The organism is Bacteroides sp. GM023 (genome assembly GCF_014750685.1).
Classification (GTDB): domain Bacteria; phylum Bacteroidota; class Bacteroidia; order Bacteroidales; family Bacteroidaceae; genus Bacteroides.
In genome coordinates, this window is record NZ_JAAXGE010000002.1 from 640,537 (window position 1) to 657,278 (window position 16,742).

22 protein-coding genes and 1 tRNA gene are annotated in these 16,742 nt (G+C 44.5%); 21 read left to right on the forward strand and 2 right to left on the reverse strand.

Features of this window, described 5'->3' with window-relative positions; genetic code table 11:
• Positions 1-36: 36 nt before the first annotated feature.
• The 21 genes from HC965_RS04960 (at position 37) to HC965_RS05060 (ending at position 15,315) form a co-directional block, all read left to right on the forward strand.
• A complete protein-coding gene (locus HC965_RS04960) occupies positions 37-1,029 on the forward strand; it encodes a thioredoxin domain-containing protein (RefSeq protein WP_191030412.1) in 993 nt (330 codons plus the stop codon).
• Positions 1,030-1,044: 15 nt separating this feature from the next.
• Complete coding sequence (locus HC965_RS04965; protein WP_191030413.1) at positions 1,045-2,052, forward strand: DUF4249 family protein; 1,008 nt, start codon at positions 1,045-1,047, stop codon at positions 2,050-2,052.
• Complete coding sequence (locus HC965_RS04970; RefSeq protein WP_191030414.1) at positions 2,052-4,292, forward strand: carboxypeptidase-like regulatory domain-containing protein; 2,241 nt, start codon at positions 2,052-2,054, stop codon at positions 4,290-4,292. Before HC965_RS04965 ends, HC965_RS04970 begins: the two co-directional genes overlap by 1 nt.
• Before the next feature lie 79 nt (positions 4,293-4,371).
• A complete protein-coding gene (locus HC965_RS04975) occupies positions 4,372-4,959 on the forward strand; it encodes a TIGR00730 family Rossman fold protein (RefSeq protein WP_191030415.1) in 588 nt (195 codons plus the stop codon).
• Positions 4,956-5,789 (forward strand): DUF4271 domain-containing protein, encoded by an 834-nt coding sequence (locus HC965_RS04980; protein WP_191030416.1) that lies wholly within the window; start codon positions 4,956-4,958, stop codon positions 5,787-5,789. The genes HC965_RS04975 and HC965_RS04980 overlap by 4 nt, the downstream gene beginning before the upstream one ends.
• Before the next feature lie 4 nt (positions 5,790-5,793).
• Positions 5,794-6,540, forward strand: a complete 747-nt coding sequence (locus HC965_RS04985) for a uroporphyrinogen-III synthase (protein WP_167960868.1) — start codon at positions 5,794-5,796, stop codon at positions 6,538-6,540.
• A gap of 5 nt (positions 6,541-6,545) precedes the next feature.
• Positions 6,546-6,935: a ribonuclease P protein component gene (gene rnpA / locus HC965_RS04990; RefSeq protein ID WP_191030417.1), complete on the forward strand. Its 390-nt coding sequence runs from the start codon at positions 6,546-6,548 to the stop codon at positions 6,933-6,935.
• On the forward strand, positions 6,932-7,207 hold the full coding sequence (gene yidD, locus HC965_RS04995; RefSeq protein WP_370539961.1) for a membrane protein insertion efficiency factor YidD: 276 nt from the start codon (positions 6,932-6,934) through the stop codon (positions 7,205-7,207). Before rnpA ends, yidD begins: the two co-directional genes overlap by 4 nt.
• Positions 7,208-7,234: 27 nt before the next feature.
• Complete coding sequence (locus HC965_RS05000; protein WP_191030418.1) at positions 7,235-7,894, forward strand: TatD family hydrolase; 660 nt, start codon at positions 7,235-7,237, stop codon at positions 7,892-7,894.
• A gap of 87 nt (positions 7,895-7,981) precedes the next feature.
• Positions 7,982-9,274, forward strand: coding sequence for a tyrosine--tRNA ligase (gene tyrS / locus HC965_RS05005; RefSeq protein WP_191030419.1), 1,293 nt, complete (start codon positions 7,982-7,984; stop codon positions 9,272-9,274).
• Between the two features lie 144 nt (positions 9,275-9,418).
• A tRNA-Gln gene (locus tag HC965_RS05010) sits at positions 9,419-9,489 on the forward strand.
• A gap of 174 nt (positions 9,490-9,663) precedes the next feature.
• Complete coding sequence (locus tag HC965_RS05015; protein ID WP_191030420.1) at positions 9,664-10,923, forward strand: site-specific integrase; 1,260 nt, start codon at positions 9,664-9,666, stop codon at positions 10,921-10,923.
• The gene (locus HC965_RS05020; RefSeq protein ID WP_191030421.1) at positions 10,920-11,189 is read left to right on the forward strand and encodes a hypothetical protein; all 270 of its coding nucleotides are present in this window, start codon (positions 10,920-10,922) and stop codon (positions 11,187-11,189) included. Before HC965_RS05015 ends, HC965_RS05020 begins: the two co-directional genes overlap by 4 nt.
• A gap of 33 nt (positions 11,190-11,222) precedes the next feature.
• On the forward strand, positions 11,223-11,543 hold the full coding sequence (locus HC965_RS05025) for a helix-turn-helix domain-containing protein (RefSeq protein ID WP_191030422.1): 321 nt from the start codon (positions 11,223-11,225) through the stop codon (positions 11,541-11,543).
• A 5-nt stretch (positions 11,544-11,548) separates the two neighbouring features.
• On the forward strand, positions 11,549-12,805 hold the full coding sequence (locus HC965_RS05030; protein WP_191030423.1) for a DUF4373 domain-containing protein: 1,257 nt from the start codon (positions 11,549-11,551) through the stop codon (positions 12,803-12,805).
• 11 nt (positions 12,806-12,816) lie between these two features.
• Positions 12,817-13,095, forward strand: a complete 279-nt coding sequence (locus HC965_RS05035; RefSeq protein WP_191030424.1) for a hypothetical protein — start codon at positions 12,817-12,819, stop codon at positions 13,093-13,095.
• Positions 13,092-13,361 (forward strand): ribbon-helix-helix protein, CopG family, encoded by a 270-nt coding sequence (locus HC965_RS05040; RefSeq protein ID WP_191030425.1) that lies wholly within the window; start codon positions 13,092-13,094, stop codon positions 13,359-13,361. The genes HC965_RS05035 and HC965_RS05040 overlap by 4 nt, the downstream gene beginning before the upstream one ends.
• Before the next feature lie 170 nt (positions 13,362-13,531).
• The gene (locus HC965_RS05045) at positions 13,532-13,816 is read left to right on the forward strand and encodes a hypothetical protein (protein ID WP_191030426.1); all 285 of its coding nucleotides are present in this window, start codon (positions 13,532-13,534) and stop codon (positions 13,814-13,816) included.
• A gap of 230 nt (positions 13,817-14,046) precedes the next feature.
• Complete coding sequence (locus HC965_RS05050) at positions 14,047-14,298, forward strand: hypothetical protein (protein WP_191030427.1); 252 nt, start codon at positions 14,047-14,049, stop codon at positions 14,296-14,298.
• Positions 14,299-14,923: 625 nt separating this feature from the next.
• The gene (locus HC965_RS05055) at positions 14,924-15,118 is read left to right on the forward strand and encodes a hypothetical protein (protein ID WP_223854714.1); all 195 of its coding nucleotides are present in this window, start codon (positions 14,924-14,926) and stop codon (positions 15,116-15,118) included.
• Positions 15,119-15,135: 17 nt separating this feature from the next.
• Positions 15,136-15,315, forward strand: a complete 180-nt coding sequence (locus HC965_RS05060) for a hypothetical protein (RefSeq protein WP_191030429.1) — start codon at positions 15,136-15,138, stop codon at positions 15,313-15,315.
• Positions 15,316-15,898: 583 nt separating this feature from the next.
• Here HC965_RS05060 and HC965_RS05065 read toward each other — a convergent pair.
• Both HC965_RS05065 and HC965_RS26755 read right to left on the reverse strand, forming a co-directional pair.
• Positions 15,899-16,369: an HU family DNA-binding protein gene (locus HC965_RS05065; RefSeq protein ID WP_191030430.1), complete on the reverse strand. Its 471-nt coding sequence runs from the start codon at positions 16,367-16,369 to the stop codon at positions 15,899-15,901.
• Positions 16,370-16,586: 217 nt separating this feature from the next.
• Positions 16,587-16,709 carry a hypothetical protein gene (locus tag HC965_RS26755; protein ID WP_255508665.1) on the reverse strand — a complete coding sequence of 41 codons (123 nt, stop codon included), beginning with the start codon at positions 16,707-16,709 and terminating at the stop codon, positions 16,587-16,589.
• Positions 16,710-16,742 lie beyond the last annotated feature (33 nt).

Here is a 16,742-nt window from a genome sequence, read left to right on the forward strand (position 1 = left end):
CTTGCCAATAAGAATTGATTTAATTAGTATATAAACATGAAAATATTGCATTTCTTTCTCTTCTCTTTTCTTTTTATTGCTTGCAATACTCCTGTTATAAATAAGAATGATATTGTTGCAGAAGTGAATGGAGAAAAGATTCTTCTTTCAGAGCTAGCGTCTCAAAGTAAACAAGAGATTTTTGATATATTGAATACGGCGTATGAAATCAAAAGTCGGGTACTTGCGGGTATGATCAAACAGAAATTGTTAGAGGATGCAGCCAAAAAAGAAAAAATGTCTTTGGAAGAGTTTATCGATTGGTTTGTCCAGCAAAAAATATGTGTAGGACAGGATAGTTTGAAAAAACGATATGGATTCAATACACAAAGCTCTTATATAAAAAGTGAATTAGTCCCGTTAGTAAAAGGTTCGATTGAGGAGAAACTATCTTATCAACAGAAACTTCGGAGTCGGATTGTTCAGGCATTGATTGATTCTTTATATCAAAAGGCGGATATTAAAAGATATTTATATCCTCCTAAACAACCGGAATGTGTTGTGAGGGACTTGTGTGTGTACTATAGAGGAAATTTAGATGCTCCTGTTACTTTTATTGTAGCCTCCGATTATAATTGTGAGCGTTGTGTGCAATTTGAAAAGACATTGTCCAAACTCTATGACAGCTATAAAGGGCGGGTTAAATTTGGTTTTGTGCATTTTGCGGATGCTCCTTCGTTAGCGGCTTTGGCATGTGAAGCTGCTGGTGAACAAAAACAATTCTGGACTTTTCATGATTCTATATTTAACTGTTCAGGAGTAGCAGATTCTGTTTTTATATATAACTTAGCAAAGTCTAAAAGATTGAATATGAAAGAATTTGATGCCTACTTACATTCTTCTGACAAATATAAGAAGATGGATAAGGTCATCAATCAGTTAGTAGATAGAGGGCTGATGGCTACTCCTACCATCATAATTAATGATCGTTTGGTGTACGTCACAAATAGCTATGAAGAGTTGTCCAAGCTATTGGAATATGAATTATAACACAAAAGATAAAAGATGAGGCTTTATTTCAATCTGAATAAGATAGTTTATCTATTTTTAATGCAGACTTTATATCTCTGTATTGCCTGCGAGGAGCCGTTTGATGTAGGTATGTCGCTCCCGGAAGACGCCATAGTATTTGATGGAGTGATAACCGATGAACCCCCACCCTATTATTTTGTATTAAGTAAACCGTCAACTAAACTGAAACACCCTGAAAATCGTAGCTTTGATAGAATTAATGATGCAGAAATTGTTATTGTTGATTTGACAACAGGCATAAGAGATACGTTGCAAAATGCCAAGTTGACTGATTATCAGGATTTTCGATTTTATGATCACTATAGGCATAAAGACGTTACTGTTTATATGAAATGGCTTCCTAGTGAAACGCCTGGTGGGCTTTATGTTACTAATAAGATTTATGGGATCGAAAATCATACCTACGAACTTCATATTAAATACAAAGGGAGGGAGTATACAGCATGCGAACGGATGGTGCCTAAAACTCCAATCGACAAAATAGTAATGAAACGTATTGATACTGGGGAAGGTGAACCTAATGAAACTCCATGTATCAGTTTTCATAATCCTCCTGAAGAGCATAACTATTATTTGCTTAAAACAGATTTTTGTTCTTCAAAAGTACTTCGTGTCGCATCTGTTTATAATCTATATTATGGAACAACAAATAGTGCCGGTTGGCCATATTCTATTTTGGATGACGAATATTTGGCGGAAAATGTGGTAGACTATGTTGTGAGCGAGGGAGAACAGTTTGTACTTCCCAATCGTCCTGGGTTTAGTTATCCTGTAAGCGATTCCATCTGGATAAAAATGCAATCCATATCTGAAAACTGCTATCAGGTGTTTGATCAAATGATTAAGCAAATACGTTCGGATGGTGGAACTTTTTCTCCACGTCCGGCTTCTGTAAAAAGCAACATTAGTAATGGTGCTTATGGCATATTTCGTGTCAGCGCTATCTCTGAAGTATATTTTTATAAGAAACATAGGATTTGATGGAAAAATATTTGTTATTATTTATATTATCCTGCTGTGGAAGTTTCACCATATGTAATGCACAGACGATCACAGTCAGAGGTCGTGTGACCGATAGAAAGACCGGAGAAGTGCTCTCGGATGCTAACATAGGAGACCTCATGTCGGGAACAGGAGTGGCTGCTAATACATATGGACTATATTCCATCCGTATTAAGGGTGGACGTTGTGTCTTAAGATGTTCGATGCTGGGCTATGTAACCCAAATGGATACGTTGACTCTGGCTGCAAATTCGGTTCATAATTTTGCTTTGATGCCCGATAACTATCAACTAAGCGATGTAGAGGTAATGGGAAATCGGAAAGCAGGCGGACAGTTGACATTGAACCAGAAAGATATTCAGGCACTTCCCACTTTAGGAAGCGAACCTGATGTATTGAAGTCATTGCAATATCTTCCAGGAGTCATTAGTGGTAATGAAGGCTCCAATAATATATCTGTTCGAGGGAGTAATCAATGGGGTAACTTGATATTGCTGGATGAAGCAATGGTTTATAATCCGAACCATGCATTGTCTTTCTTTTCTGTGTTCAATAATGATGCTATACAGCAAGTGAGTCTTTATAAATCTTATTTTCCATTGAAGTATGGTGGAAGAACTTCGTCTGTTATTGATGTCAAAATGCGCGAAGGAAACAATCAGGAGAAGCACCGGAGTGCTACCATTGGAGTTATCGCCTCTAAAATCCAGTTGGAAGGTCCGATAAAGAAAGGGAAAGCGTCTTACTTGGTATCTGCTAGATTTGCTTATCCGGGAGCTGTGCTTAGTGTGCTGAAGCAGTTCCGTGGTACCAAAATGAGCTTTTATGATGTGAATGCTAAAATTAATTCTACATTAAATGACCGGAACCGGATTCTCTTTTCAGTATATAATGGTGGCGATCATACTTTTTTTAATCAACTGGTACGCGGTTATGGTATGAATTGGGGAAATACTACTGCTACTTTTCGATGGAATCATGTTTGGACAGATCGGTTGTCGGGAAACTTCAGTGCTATTTTTAGCAATTATTATTATCGCTATAAATCAATAACAGACGGAATGAAGTTCTTGTGGAAATCGAATATCCAATCTTATCAATTGAAATATGATGCAGATTATACTGTTAACAATGCACTACATATTAGGAGTGGCCTTTCTGCGCATGTATTTACCACAATGCCTGGGAGTATTAGCAGTTGGGGAGACTTTAGTAATGTGGTTCCCTATCGAATGGATAGGCGGTCCCTGCTGGATATGGCAGCCTATGGAGAAGCGACCTATAAGATTTTATCAGCATGGCAGCTGAATGGAGGAATTCGTTTTTCCGTTTTTTATACTCCTAAAGTGGGAGAACTCAAGCAAAAGAGTTACATAATGCCTGAACCGAGAGCCGAGTTGTCCTACTCTCCCGGAACTGGGAACCGTTTGCATGCGGCTTTCACGCAGTCTTCACAAAACCTGCATATGTTGTCTAATTCCTCCGTTGGTATTCCTTCGGATATGTGGGTACCTGCTAACGGACAACTGAAACCTGCAGTGATGAAACAAATGGTTTTAGGGTATGAGAGAAGCCTGGCAAAAGGAATGTATACACTCTCATTGGAGACTTATTATAGAAAGACGGATCATATCGTTGATTTTGTAGATAATGCGAATATCTTTTTGAATAATCAGATAGAAACACAGTTGAATACAGGTTATTCAAAGGCCTATGGAGCGGAATTCTATGTATCTAAAAACAGAGGACGGCTAACCGGATGGATTAGCTATACCCTTTCACATGCCCGAAATTACATTGCTACTTTCGAAGATAAGGAATATCCGCCTGTCTATGATCGTCCACATAGCTTGAAGATATTTCTAAATTATGAGGCTGGACGTAAGCGAAGATGTGCTTTTGCAGCTACCTTCTCGTACAATTCAGGGATGAATCTGACATTGCCTATTGCTCATTACCGGGTGAACGGTACAGCTTTCTATATCTATTCTACAAGAAATGGTTATCGTGCTCCTGCCTTTCATGAGTTGGATTTATCCATGACTTGTAAAACAAACAAAGGGGGGCGATTGATTCTTTCTGTGATGAATGCATATAACAGAAAAAATGTGTTTACTATCTATACGAGTAGAGATGACTATGATTTCTCTGATATTGGCATGCATAAAATGTATTTGTATGGTGCACTGCCATCTGTCTCTTATCAATTTACATTTTAGTTAGTGTGAACTATAGTCTGTTATTCTATGTTTTTTTGTACTTTTGCACTCGTTACAACCATAAACCCCGTAAAGAGTGATGAATCAGATAAATTCCGTATGCGTATATAGTGCTTCCAGTACCAAGATAGATCCCGTCTACTTTCAAGCAGCCGAAGAGCTCGGCCGTTTGCTTGCCGAACATCATATCCGTTTGATTAACGGAGCCGGCAGTATCGGATTGATGTGCTCTGTGGCAGATGCAGTCTTGAAGAATGGTGGTGAAGTGACCGGAGTAATCCCTCATTTTATGGTAGAGCAGAACTGGCACCATACAGGATTGACAGAACTGATTGAAGTGGAATCTATGCATGAGCGCAAACAAAAGATGGCAAATCTGAGTGATGGCATCATCGCACTGCCGGGAGGATGCGGAACACTCGAAGAACTCCTTGAAATTATTACCTGGAAACAATTGGGGCTATATCTTAACCCTATTATTATTCTCAATGTAAACGGGTTCTTTGATCCACTGCTTGAAATGCTTGAAAAGGCAATTGAGGAGAACTTTATGCGTCAACAGCATGGAGATATATGGAAAGTAGCCCGGACGCCTGAAGAAGCCGTAAAGTTGCTTTATGAGACTCCGGTGTGGGATATTTCCATTCGTAAATTCGCAGCCATATGATAGGCGATACGCTAAGTACACAACGCGTTGATACTCTGCTACTGTTCCAACAAGGGCAGACTGCCCCGGCAAAGGCGGATAGTGATAGTTTGCAATTGACTGCGGCTCATACTGCGCAGGAAGTTGAATCAGGCTTTGAGGGAACCCCTATCCCCTATTCTCCCCGTATAGATGACGCAATCTCGTTGACGTTGCTGGCTTGCTTCTTCCTTTCTTCCATCGCTTTGGCACGCGGAAAGAGATTTCTTTCGCAGCAAGTGAAAGACTTTGTGCTGCATCGGGAGCGGACGAGCATCTTTGATAGCTCCACGGCGGCCGACATGCGCTATCTTCTTGTACTCGTATTGCAAACCTGCGTGTTGGCAGGAATCACCTTTTTCAATTATTTTCATGACACTTGTCCCGCTCTGATGAACCATGTATCCCCTCTCCTTTTACTCGGAATTTATGTCGGTTTTTGCCTGGCATATTTCTTACTAAAATGGTTGCTTTACATGTTCCTGGGATGGATTTTTTTTGACGAAAATAGGACAAATCTATGGTTGGAATCTTATTCTACACTCATATATTATGCCGGATTTGCCCTTTTCCCGTTCGTACTTTTTCTAGTTTATTTCGATCTAAGTCTCATCAATTTGATTGTAATTGGTTCAATTATTCTAATTTTCGCTAAAATATTGATGTTTTATAAGTGGATAAAGCTTTTTTTTCATCAATTTAGTGGCCTTCTCCTTTTAATTGTGTACTTTTGCGCTCTAGAAATAGTACCTTGTCTGCTACTCTACCAAGGTATGATTCAAATGAACAATATTTTGCTAATAAAATTTTAGGACGTTGAAAATTACAAAAGTACTAGTGTCGCAGCCTAAGCCTGCGTCAGAGAAATCTCCCTATTACGACATAGCTGAGAGGTATGGCGTAAAAATAGATTTCCGGCCGTTTATTAAGGTTGAAAGTCTTTCGGCGAAAGAATTTCGGCAACAGAAAATTTCGATTCTCGACCACACTGCCGTTATATTCACTTCGCGTCATGCTATTGACCACTTTTTCAGTTTGTGTACTGAGATGCGTGTAGCGATTCCCGAGACAATGAAGTATTTCTGCGTGACGGAAGCGGTGGCATTGTATATCCAGAAGTATGTACAGTATCGCAAGCGTAAAATCTTCTTTGGAGCTACCGGAAAGATTGAAGATCTCGTTCCTTCCATCGTGAAGCACAAGACAGAGAAATACCTCGTCCCGATGTCGGACGTACACAATGATGATGTGAAAAACCTGCTCGACAAGAACGGTATTCAACACACAGAAGCTGTGATGTACCGCACAGTGAGCAACGACTTCACGTCAGAAGAAGAGTTTGATTATGATATGTTGGTGTTCTTTAGCCCGGCAGGAGTGACTTCTTTAAAGAAGAACTTCCCCGATTTCAATCAGAAAGAGATTAAGATCGGAACTTTCGGCTCCACTACCGCACAGGCTGTACGTGATGCCGGACTTCGTCTGGACCTTGAAGCGCCTACAGTGCAGGCTCCGTCAATGACTGCCGCACTTGACATGTTTATCAAGGAAAACAATAAATAAACAGAGTGGGTATATATACTTTGTGCAAAGCCGAAAGGCTGAACAGTAAAATACAGATCGGAAAGATGTTTGAGGGCGGCGTTTCGAAGTCGTTTTCCATCTTTCCGATACGTGTTGTATATATGCCTGTCGAAAAGGGTGAGGCTTCGGCTTCCATACTGATCAGCGTGTCGAAACGACGCTTCAAACGGGCGGTAAAGCGCAATCGGGTGAAACGTCAGATACGCGAAGCCTACCGAAAAAACAAAGAACTCCTGATAGGTGAACTGCAACGGCGTGAACAGCGCCTGGCTGTCGCCTTTATCTATCTGTCGGACGAGCTTACAGCTACTGCCGAATTGGAAGAGAAGATGAAAATAGCGCTTTCGCGCATCTCCGAAAAGCTTTCCTCATGAAATCCCAAGGCTCCGGGATATCCTCCATTTGGGTATCCGTGAAAGGATTTTTGAGAAGGATATTTTCGCTCTTGTTACTTATCCCCATCTATTTCTACCGGATTTGTATTTCTCCGCTTACACCTCCTTCTTGTCGGTTCACACCCACTTGCTCGGCTTATGCAGTCGAAGCGATAAAGAAACACGGGCCTGTGAAAGGGTTTTATCTGACTGTGCGACGTATCCTGAGATGCCATCCCTGGGGTGGCTCCGGTTATGACCCTGTGCCCTAAAAAAAGAATTAAAACAAAGAATCAAATATGGAAGGGAAAACGATAAATACGATCCTGGATATTCATACCCATAGACGGGAAGCCGACTCTGAAGGCAAGTCCATTATCAATTATAAACAGTTGACAGGAGCGCCGCTTTTGGAAGGTTATTATTATTCTATCGGCATCCATCCCTGGGAACTGACAATGGCTAATATAGAAGAGCAACAGGATTTTATTATCAGTCAATTACCCGATAAGCGTATTGTAGCCATAGGGGAGAGCGGACTGGACAAATTGGCAGAGACTCCGATGGAACTTCAGCGAACGGCATTTATAATGCAGATAACCCTGTCGGAACAGTACAGCTTGCCATTGATAATTCACTGCGTGAAAGCGATGGATGAAATGTTGGCTGTGAAAAAGAGATTTCGTCCCATACAGCCTTGGATATGGCATGGTTTCCGGGGAAAACCTGAACAGGCAATGCAATTACTGAAGCAGGGATTCTATCTTTCTTTGGGAGAGCATTATCCCGATGAAACGATGAAGCTGATACCTGATGACCGCTTATTTTTGGAGACAGACGAAAGTTCGCTCGATATTGAAGACATCCTGCGCCGGGCAGCCGAAGTGCGTGGAGTGGGAGTGGAGGCACTGCGCGAGACAATCCATAGAAATATTCAAAATGTCTTTTTTAAGGCATAAGTGTTGTATCTTCCGTGAAAGAGTCGTACTTTTGTCGCGTATAGGATTGAAATACAATAAAAAACCTAATAATTAAAGAGTAATACGATGAATTTTGTAGAAGAATTGAGATGGCGTGGCATGTTGCAAGATATCATGCCGGGAACAGAAGAGTTGCTAATCAAAGAGCAGGTGACTGCCTATTTGGGTATCGACCCGACTGCCGATTCGCTACACATTGGTCACCTTTGTGGAGTGATGATCCTTCGTCATTTCCAACGCTGCGGTCATAAGCCGTTGGCATTGATCGGTGGCGCTACAGGTATGATTGGTGACCCTTCCGGTAAGTCGGCAGAACGTAACCTGCTGGATGAGGAAACGTTGAATCACAATCAGGCGTGTATTAAAAATCAACTTGCCAAGTTCCTCGACTTCGAGTCGGATGTACCCAACCGTGCCGAACTGGTGAACAACTACGACTGGATGAAAAACTTCAGCTTCCTTGATTTTGTTCGCGAGGTAGGTAAGCACATCACTGTGAACTATATGATGGCAAAAGACTCTGTAAAGCGTCGTTTGAATGGCGAAGCGCGTGACGGACTGTCATTTACAGAGTTCACTTACCAGTTGCTTCAAGGATACGATTTTCTTCACTTATACGAGACTAAAGGCTGTAAGCTGCAAATGGGTGGTTCCGACCAATGGGGAAACATCACTACCGGTGCCGAATTGATTCGCCGTACCAACGGGGGAGAGGTTTTCGCGCTGACTTGCCCGTTGATTACAAAAGCTGATGGTGGTAAGTTCGGTAAAACAGAATCCGGAAATATTTGGCTGGACGCTCGTTACACATCTCCATACAAGTTCTACCAGTTCTGGCTGAACGTAAGTGATTCCGATGCTGAACGTTATATCAAGATCTTCACTTCTATCGAAAAGGAAGAAATTGAAGCATTAATTGCCGAACATCAGGCTGCTCCGCACTTGCGTATCCTTCAGAAACGTCTTGCCAGAGAGGTGACTGTGATGGTTCACTCTGAAGAAGATTACAACGCAGCGGTAGACGCATCGAACATTCTGTTTGGTAATGCTACTTCCGATGCTTTGCGTAAACTGGACGAAGATACTTTGCTGGCTGTATTCGAAGGAGTACCTCAATTTGAGATTTCCCGTGATGCGTTGGCAGAAGGAGTGAAGGCGGTAGACCTGTTGGTCGATAATGCGGCTGTATTTGCGTCGAAAGGTGAAATGCGCAAGTTGGTTCAAGGCGGCGGCGTTTCGTTGAATAAGGAGAAGCTAACAGCCTTTGACCAGGTAATTACAACTGCTGACCTGCTCGATGAGAAATATCTGCTTGTTCAGCGTGGTAAAAAGAACTACTATTTGCTGATTGCAAAATAAGAAAAGAGATAGTTGAATGACTGAAAAATCAGGTTTTGTCAGCATGAGTCTGACAAAACTTGATAAAAAAACACCGAAATATTTGGAAGTTTAGTCAGATACTTCTATCTTTGCACCGCTTTTTAACAGAAAGCACCCTGAGTTTGTCCTATGGTGTAATGGTAGCACAACAGTTTTTGGTTCTGTTTGTCTAAGTTCGAATCTTGGTAGGACAACAACTTTCCAGTTTATTACAAGTAAAAACCCGCAAAAAACGTTATTTTGCGGGTTTTTTTGTGTCCTTTAATAAGCTCTTCCGAAAAAAGTTGACGCTCATTCGGGAGATTTATCGGGAGACATTATCCGGTTAAAATCAATTCTTTTTTGAAGTTCCAGCAAAAACATGGAACATGGAACAGAAAAAAAGAACTTTTAACGTTTTATTCCTGATGCGTAGGAATAAACAGAGTGATGCCGAAGCATCGTTATTTTGCCGGATAACCATCCGAGGACAAAGATACGAATTTCCTCTCAATTGTAAAGTACGAGCGCGAAATTGGAATGCTGCGGCGCAAAAGTCTACAGGAAAGACAGAGGTGGACAGGGATGCAAATACCCGCATCGAAGATGTAAAGCTCCTGATTGATGAAACAGTCAGAAAGCTGCATGACAAAGGGCATGAGTTGACCGTTCAAAACTTTCGTCTTACCTACCAGGCACGGGAAAATGAATACGATACCATTCGCAGACTGTTCGATTATCACGAAATCATTGACCGTAAGAACCTACGCGAGGGGAGTTATCGTGGCTATATGGTCACCAAAAAACACCTGTTGGACTATATTCGAATTAAGTATCATCTTTCCGATTACAAGATTACGGCTATCGACAAACCGTTTGTACAGGAATTTTTCGCTTATTTGCAGGGTTACAGAAGAGAGGGGAGCATTCGTTGTGCCGTCAATGGCGCATTAAAACACATTACCCGCTTTAAACGAGTGATGAATCTGGCATTGCAAAATGAATGGATAGACAGAAACCCGGTTTGCCTGCTCAAGATAAAGAAAACAAAAGTAGAGAAAGGATTTCTCACCGAAAGTGAGATTAAGAAGCTCGAAGATGTGATTTTGAAACCGCATCTGGCCATAGCAAGAGATATTTTCATGTTTTCCGTATATACCGGGCTTGCCTATGTGGATGTGTCTAAAATGACCCTTGAAAACATTGTACGAGGCATTGATAAAAGCCTTTGGTTGCAATTCAACCGACAAAAAACGGATATTCGTGTAGCGTTGCCACTGCTTGAGCCTGCCAACGTTCTTATAGAAAGATACCACAGTTATCACGAAGGGGAGAAAACTCATCATCTGTTCCCTGTACCAATGAACCAGGTAATTAATCGCTATTTGAAAGAGATTGCCAGGATTGCGGGCATTAACAAAGTGATTACCTTCCACATGGCCCGCCATACGTTTGCCACGACTATCACACTTATGCACGGTATTCCTATTGAAACAGTCAGCAAGATGCTCGGGCATGCCGCTTTGTCTACTACACAAATCTATGCGAAGGTTGTGGATAACAAAGTCATGGACGACATGGCCGCTCTCAAGGACATGTACGCAAAGAAGGAATCTCAAAAATCACCCGATAAAGCCGTAAACGAATGAAAACAACCGTAACCATCAGCCAGGAAGAACTGGAGCAGAAAGCTGTCGACAGCATGATAGCCTATGAGAAGAGCCTCATTTCCGGACAGGAAATGAAGGAAGCAGTCACCCGTGCGCTGCATCACTACGCCAACAGGGAAGGGCACCGGGAAATCGTCCTGAAAGGGTGGATTATAAAAACCATCTACGCCCTCGACAGCAGCCAACTGAAAGACCTCGACCGGGTAGCTTTCACCTGCCTGGATAAACAGCCGGTTACCCCCTAATAATTAACTCACTCACATAAAAAAAACAGAATCATGAAAACAGAAACCAACAGCATGAGAATCGTGAAACCTGAAAAGGAATCTGAAAAAGCCGCCGTAGAACCCCAAAAGGAGAAAGCCGCCGGAAAACCGAAGTACAAACCCGTGGAACCCGTCACACTCGAAACCGTTCCGGAAGATGCCGTGTTCATCCGCTCGACGGACGTATGCAAATTGCTCAACATCAGTAACTCAACGTTAAGGAACATGCGTACGGAGCACGCAATCCCATTCTACAAACTGGGTGGGATTTTCCTATACAGCAAAGAAGAAATCATGAATTACCTCGCATCCAATTACAGTAGAAGAATCTAGCGGCAATGGCAAAAACAGGATTATCATATTATCAGGCGGAAACCGACCGCTTTCAGGACATCAAGGTAAAACGCCTGAAGAAGCGGTACGGCTGCGAAGGGTATGCAGTGTACCAGTATATACAGAATGAGATATACCGGGTAGAAGGCTGTTATATCCGTTTCACGGACGACCAAATGTTTGATGTCTCCGAATACTGGGGCATTGAAGAGCAACGGGTAGAAAAAATCATTGAATATTGCACGGAAGTGGAATTGTTCGACACCATCACCTGGCATACGAATCATGTACTTACTTCCGTAGATATTCAGCAGAGATATCTCGAAATCTGCCGGAGAGCCAAGAAGAAAATCGTAATACCCGAAGATATACGGCTTGTCGAGATACAAGATGCGCCATCCGGCATGGATAGTGCGCCGCTACCTCTTTTCTCCGGTCAGGAAATCGAGACGAAAACCGGAAAAACAGTTTATGGTTCTCCCAAACTGGAGACCGGAAAACAGGCTGCAACCGATATCGGAAAAGAAACCGCAACCGGTACCGGAAAACAGACCGTAATCACTGCCGGAATATCTTCCGGCGTCATTATTCCGCAGAGTTCTGCGGAAATTCCGGAAACTCCGCGGAATTCTGCGGAAAAACGGCACAAAGAAAAAGAAAGTAAAGAAAATTCCCCCTCTATCCCCCGGGCTATTCCGCAGACAAGGGATGATGAGGATAAAGTTTCACTCTCTCCGGACGGGAATAGAGGAAATGTCTCCGCAGAATCCTGCGGGGAACGTCCGGAACATTCCGAAGAATACCGGATGAAATTGCAGCGGTTGGGTAAAATCTGTTATGACCTGGGATGCTCGAAAGGAGATATACGGGAAGTCCTACGGATAGAGGACATAGCGCAGGACGACAGTCCGATATGGCAACTGATTGAGGAATTGAAGGCTGGCGGCGGGCGTTATTCGTTCACCGGAGACGTGTTGCCCGCCCTGCGTGGACTGGTGAAGACGGGACGCCTGCGGATGATGGAAGAGTGTACGGATGAGGTGAAAGAGGACGTTCATAACGTCAGGCAGATGTTGTCGGGTATCGGCGTGCCGAGCTATGACATGGACGAACTATGCGAAGAGGCGAAAGGCAAAGAAGATGTCCTGCAAGAGGTGATACGGGAAATACGACGCTCGAAAGGGCGGATTCTCTCGGTGAGCTGTTTCATCAGGTCACGGCTGAAAAAAGCAAAGAAAAACGAATTGCAAAAAACGGCGTAAGCCACACGGTTATGAGTGAAGATAAAAACAAGACGCCGCTCTACTACCCCCGCAAAATGCGTACAGGGTGGTGCGTGGCGCACGAAGTGACAGCCGCAGGCGTCACTATCGAGAGATACGGAATACGCTGCCAGACGTATGCGGAAGCATATCGGCGGGCGGAAGTGATGAACCGGAAACAACAGGCGGAAGTGGAAGTGGAAGCGGGGCGCGCCGGGACACAGGCCGGAGAAACCACCGGTTCGCTGGAACCGTCCGTCTCCGGAGAGAAAGGGGGTGGGCGGTCATGAGCGAAAAAGTAAGCACCATCACCCTGCGGCTGACTGCCGAGGAAGCCGAACAACTCGAAGCGCTGAAAAGCCTTACCGGGAAAAGAAGCGCCAGCGAAGCAATCAAATACATTGTGCGGGAATACCCCCGCTTCTGTACCCACTACAAGCAGGAAGCGAAGGAACACGGAGAACTGAAACGAAGGTACCGGGAGCAGGGCGAAGCCGTACGGGGCTTTCTGTCGGCACTCGACAGGTTGGAGAAAGCGGGCAGGGAGAAAGAGTAGGGGATGATTGCTAGCAAAATACGCTCCGGAAGAGCTTGGCCAATGAAAGATTTGCTATCATATTTTTCCGGATCAGCTGCTGCAGCTCGGGAATAGTGCTAGCAAATGTTTCGTCCTGGAAGAAGCCGGCTGCCGGATTCTGCTAGCAGTTGGCGGGGGATATCAGGTTGATGAAGCCGGGAACCCGCCAGGTATGTGCTAGCAAACCGGAAGAAAGTCATGCTTGCAACTTTTCGTCTGATTGCTCACCGTGCCGCCGTGTGGTTCGTGGCAATGCGTGCAGCGGGAATACCGCCGCCCACACAGCCCCGCTCCCCGCAGCAGCACTCCGTCAGTGTTTAATCGGAACATTCCTTCACCGGCAGCGTTTCTCAGAAGGGCAGCGTTTCTATACCGTGCCGCTTTCCTTGCTTTCCCGTAGCCACCCAATGGGCGCAAAGAAAGCCGCCCTCTGACAGTGTTTCTATGGAACATTCTTGGGGGAAGTTTTTTGAAAGTTACTCCGGTGTATAACAGTCGAGGCTTGCCAAGTGGGTGATTACGAAAGTTACTTCCGCCTGAAGCATACGGCTCCGGCTCCCGCTCACACCCCGGCAAAGCCGGACTACAAGCGACAGCCTATGCGGTGGAAACTCTTTGCCATAGAAAGCACGAAAGCAGTTTTACCCACTACAAGCGACAGCCTATGCGGTGGAAACCCTTGCGGAACGGTAGCCCATGCGGTACGGGTACAGTTTCGGTGCCCGGTGCGGTTTCGCTCCGCCCGGCACTAACGCCGGGACTAAGGCGAGAATCCGCTACCTCTTTTCGTCTGACTATAGGAACGGAAGTGTCAGTCGGGAGTGCAGCCCTGCGGTGCGGGGTTCCCGTGTTTACGGTTGAACGGGTTTGTATTGTGGAAGTAAGCGCCCTTCGCCGTCCTTCGGGCGCGTGCTGACGTGATGCTGCGTGCGCCGTGGCAGTAATTGTTTTCCTTCCGCCTTCCTTTTTGGGGAACACCCAAAAAGAGACCGGAAGAAAAACAAAGGAGTAGCGATATTAAACATAACGGGTCATTATGCCCGCACGCCTTGCCATTCAGGCAAGTCGGGTGCATAATGCGTGGTTATGTTTAATATGGATTGTCTTATTTTTCCGCCCCCGGGCGAAAAAAGCCATGCGGACGGTTAACGCCACCGCGGCGGTCAGCGCCTTTACCGCCCTTTCCGTAGTGTTCGGGATGGCGGGCGCAAAAGGCGCAGCCGCCCCCGACCACCGCCCCGTAGTTACTCCTGCCTGTCCCGGTTTCCTGCGGGTTTCCGACTTCTTGCGGGTGCTTGTGTTCCCTACGGATTGCGCCTTGCGGCGTGCCCGGCTGACTGTTTGCACCTTGCGGAACATTGGAAATTCCCGGCGGTCGGCTTCGCCGTCCGCTCCGCGAAGCGGGGCGGGATGCCCCGCCGGGAAGTAACGGACAAAGGAAATCCGTGACAATTGCCCCAATGTCACAAAATAAAATGTAAATTTGAAGCTTTATACAAGACAACAGAAATATGATGAGCGAGAAAGAAAATTTCTTTTTTATGGTATACGTAGAGGGTGAACATACCCCGGCGTATAAACACAGCGACCTGACAAGTGCAGAGACAGAGGCTAAACGGTTGGCAGAATCTTTGAATAGAAAAGCTTATGTTCTTTGTTCCATCAAATCCTTTGAAGTAAACAAGTTTACGGTAAGAGATTGCCGTCCGGCACTTGGAGATGACCTTCCGTTTTAATCAAAATCCGGTAAGAAATGAAAGAATCACATACAGGTATTGGTATCTGCCGTTGCTACCAATGCCGGATGAGAAAAAAGAACTGCAGCACATCGGGACGTAAATCGCTCAAACGGGCAGTCAACAAGTTTCGCCGCAGGCAATTGAAGTTGGATGAAGTAATCAGGCACAATCACTTCGGTAGATACTGGGCCTAAGACTAATACACGCTTTTATCCGACCCACACTGCACAGGAACACATTTTTTTCCTTTTTTCTTATACCTCTCCAAGGGCATGGATGAACGGCAGACAAGAAATTTCAGATAAAAATACCGCACGACGTAGGAGCGCAGGATATTTTTATCTGAAATAGCGTAGCGGTTCTTGACTGACGGGCGGCCGTGACCTATCTTTGTAGAAGAAAAGAGGAAAAATACGATGTAAAACAGCAAACTTGTCATTTATCCTTTCCCGCCACTTTATAGATAATTGCGTTTCTGTCTATGTCACTACGTTTATTTACGGATAGAACCATACGGGAATAAAACGTAAAACGCCCGGAAACAGGCGGAAAAGAAGCAAAAACGTACTTGAAACCCTTCGAGATGTTTTCAAAAATTCATCAGACGTTTTTTTTATTTCGTCAGACGTTTTTTGAAAAACTCCTGATGTTTTCCATAAGCCCCTGATAAGCGTATTTTCTGAAAATGGCATCAAAAAAGCCCGGTGAATAATCTTTCATTCACCGGGCTTTCATCAAATTTGTTTGCAGTGTCTGACGGTCAGACCGTCTGTCGGCTTAGGCTGCCGGGTCGGGAGTTTCCCCGCCGTCGTCAGGGTTAGGAGTTTCTCCGCCTTCATTGCCGCCTTCTCCGCTCGTGCCGCCTGCTCCTGCCTTGGAAAAAGCATACATGGAAACGGCTTCCTTGATTTCGGTAGAAGGTACGTAGATGACACGCGCTTTCTTTACGCTGTTTGCGCCGCACTTGTCAGCGGTTGCGATACCGACGCCGGAAACGGAAGGACGGAAAGAACCGAGGTCGCCCAGGCGAACGGGAGAACCGTTTGCGAGGTTGCGCTTGATGACGACCATCAATGCGTCAAGTACCGCCTTGATGTCAGAGCCGGTAAGTGTACAACGGTCTGCGATTTGTTCAACGATTTGTCTCTGTGTCATTTCCGGAGCGAGTACTACCTGTGCGTAGTATTTTGCTGCTGCGGCTTTGTCCTGCGGATTCTTGCGTAATGCGGGTTTGATTGTAATTGCCATGTTTATTGGTGTTTTGATGATTAATAATGTTGCAAACTTAAGAATAGTTGAGAGTTGAGAATGGAGAGTTGAGAGTTAGCTGCGCTTTCCTACGCTTATATACTGAATGGTCACTCTCCATTCTCAACTCTCAACTCTCAACTTCTTAAAGTGTATGAAAAAAGGGCTGCGGTTTGTATTCCGCAGCCCTCAAAACAGGGGTTTTTAATGTTCTCCGTCAGTTCTTGCTGTCTGTTCTCTTTTCGCTTTCACTTACCGGGCCATCAGCTCCGGTGAGCCAGACGAAAATTTTACCGATAACTTTCAGTACTCTCAACGTGTTTCTCCAAAATGGTTTCATAATGACCTCCTTTTTAATTGTTGCCGGCAAAGG

Excerpts from the sequence above, each read along its gene's own strand:
- HC965_RS04960 (WP_191030412.1), top strand. The coding sequence starts at position 37 with ATGAAAATATTGCATTTCTTTCTCTTCTCTTTTCTTTTTATTGCTTGC.
- HC965_RS04965 (WP_191030413.1), top strand. The coding sequence starts at position 1,045 with ATGAGGCTTTATTTCAATCTGAATAAGATAGTTTATCTATTTTTAATG.
- HC965_RS04970 (WP_191030414.1), top strand. The coding sequence starts at position 2,052 with ATGGAAAAATATTTGTTATTATTTATATTATCCTGCTGTGGAAGTTTC.
- HC965_RS04975 (WP_191030415.1), top strand. The coding sequence starts at position 4,372 with ATGAATCAGATAAATTCCGTATGCGTATATAGTGCTTCCAGTACCAAG.
- HC965_RS04980 (WP_191030416.1), top strand. The coding sequence starts at position 4,956 with ATGATAGGCGATACGCTAAGTACACAACGCGTTGATACTCTGCTACTG.
- yidD (WP_370539961.1), top strand. The coding sequence starts at position 6,932 with ATGAAATCCCAAGGCTCCGGGATATCCTCCATTTGGGTATCCGTGAAA.
- HC965_RS05000 (WP_191030418.1), top strand. The coding sequence starts at position 7,235 with ATGGAAGGGAAAACGATAAATACGATCCTGGATATTCATACCCATAGA.
- tyrS (WP_191030419.1), top strand. The coding sequence starts at position 7,982 with ATGAATTTTGTAGAAGAATTGAGATGGCGTGGCATGTTGCAAGATATC.
- HC965_RS05015 (WP_191030420.1), top strand. The coding sequence starts at position 9,664 with ATGGAACAGAAAAAAAGAACTTTTAACGTTTTATTCCTGATGCGTAGG.
- HC965_RS05020 (WP_191030421.1), top strand. The coding sequence starts at position 10,920 with ATGAAAACAACCGTAACCATCAGCCAGGAAGAACTGGAGCAGAAAGCT.
- HC965_RS05025 (WP_191030422.1), top strand. The coding sequence starts at position 11,223 with ATGAAAACAGAAACCAACAGCATGAGAATCGTGAAACCTGAAAAGGAA.
- HC965_RS05030 (WP_191030423.1), top strand. The coding sequence starts at position 11,549 with ATGGCAAAAACAGGATTATCATATTATCAGGCGGAAACCGACCGCTTT.
- HC965_RS05035 (WP_191030424.1), top strand. The coding sequence starts at position 12,817 with ATGAGTGAAGATAAAAACAAGACGCCGCTCTACTACCCCCGCAAAATG.
- HC965_RS05040 (WP_191030425.1), top strand. The coding sequence starts at position 13,092 with ATGAGCGAAAAAGTAAGCACCATCACCCTGCGGCTGACTGCCGAGGAA.
- HC965_RS05045 (WP_191030426.1), top strand. The coding sequence starts at position 13,532 with ATGAAGCCGGGAACCCGCCAGGTATGTGCTAGCAAACCGGAAGAAAGT.
- HC965_RS05050 (WP_191030427.1), top strand. The coding sequence starts at position 14,047 with ATGCGGTGGAAACCCTTGCGGAACGGTAGCCCATGCGGTACGGGTACA.
- HC965_RS05055 (WP_223854714.1), top strand. The coding sequence starts at position 14,924 with ATGGTATACGTAGAGGGTGAACATACCCCGGCGTATAAACACAGCGAC.
- HC965_RS05060 (WP_191030429.1), top strand. The coding sequence starts at position 15,136 with ATGAAAGAATCACATACAGGTATTGGTATCTGCCGTTGCTACCAATGC.
- HC965_RS05065 (WP_191030430.1), bottom strand. The coding sequence starts at position 16,369 with ATGGCAATTACAATCAAACCCGCATTACGCAAGAATCCGCAGGACAAA.
- HC965_RS26755 (WP_255508665.1), bottom strand. The coding sequence starts at position 16,709 with ATGAAACCATTTTGGAGAAACACGTTGAGAGTACTGAAAGTTATCGGT.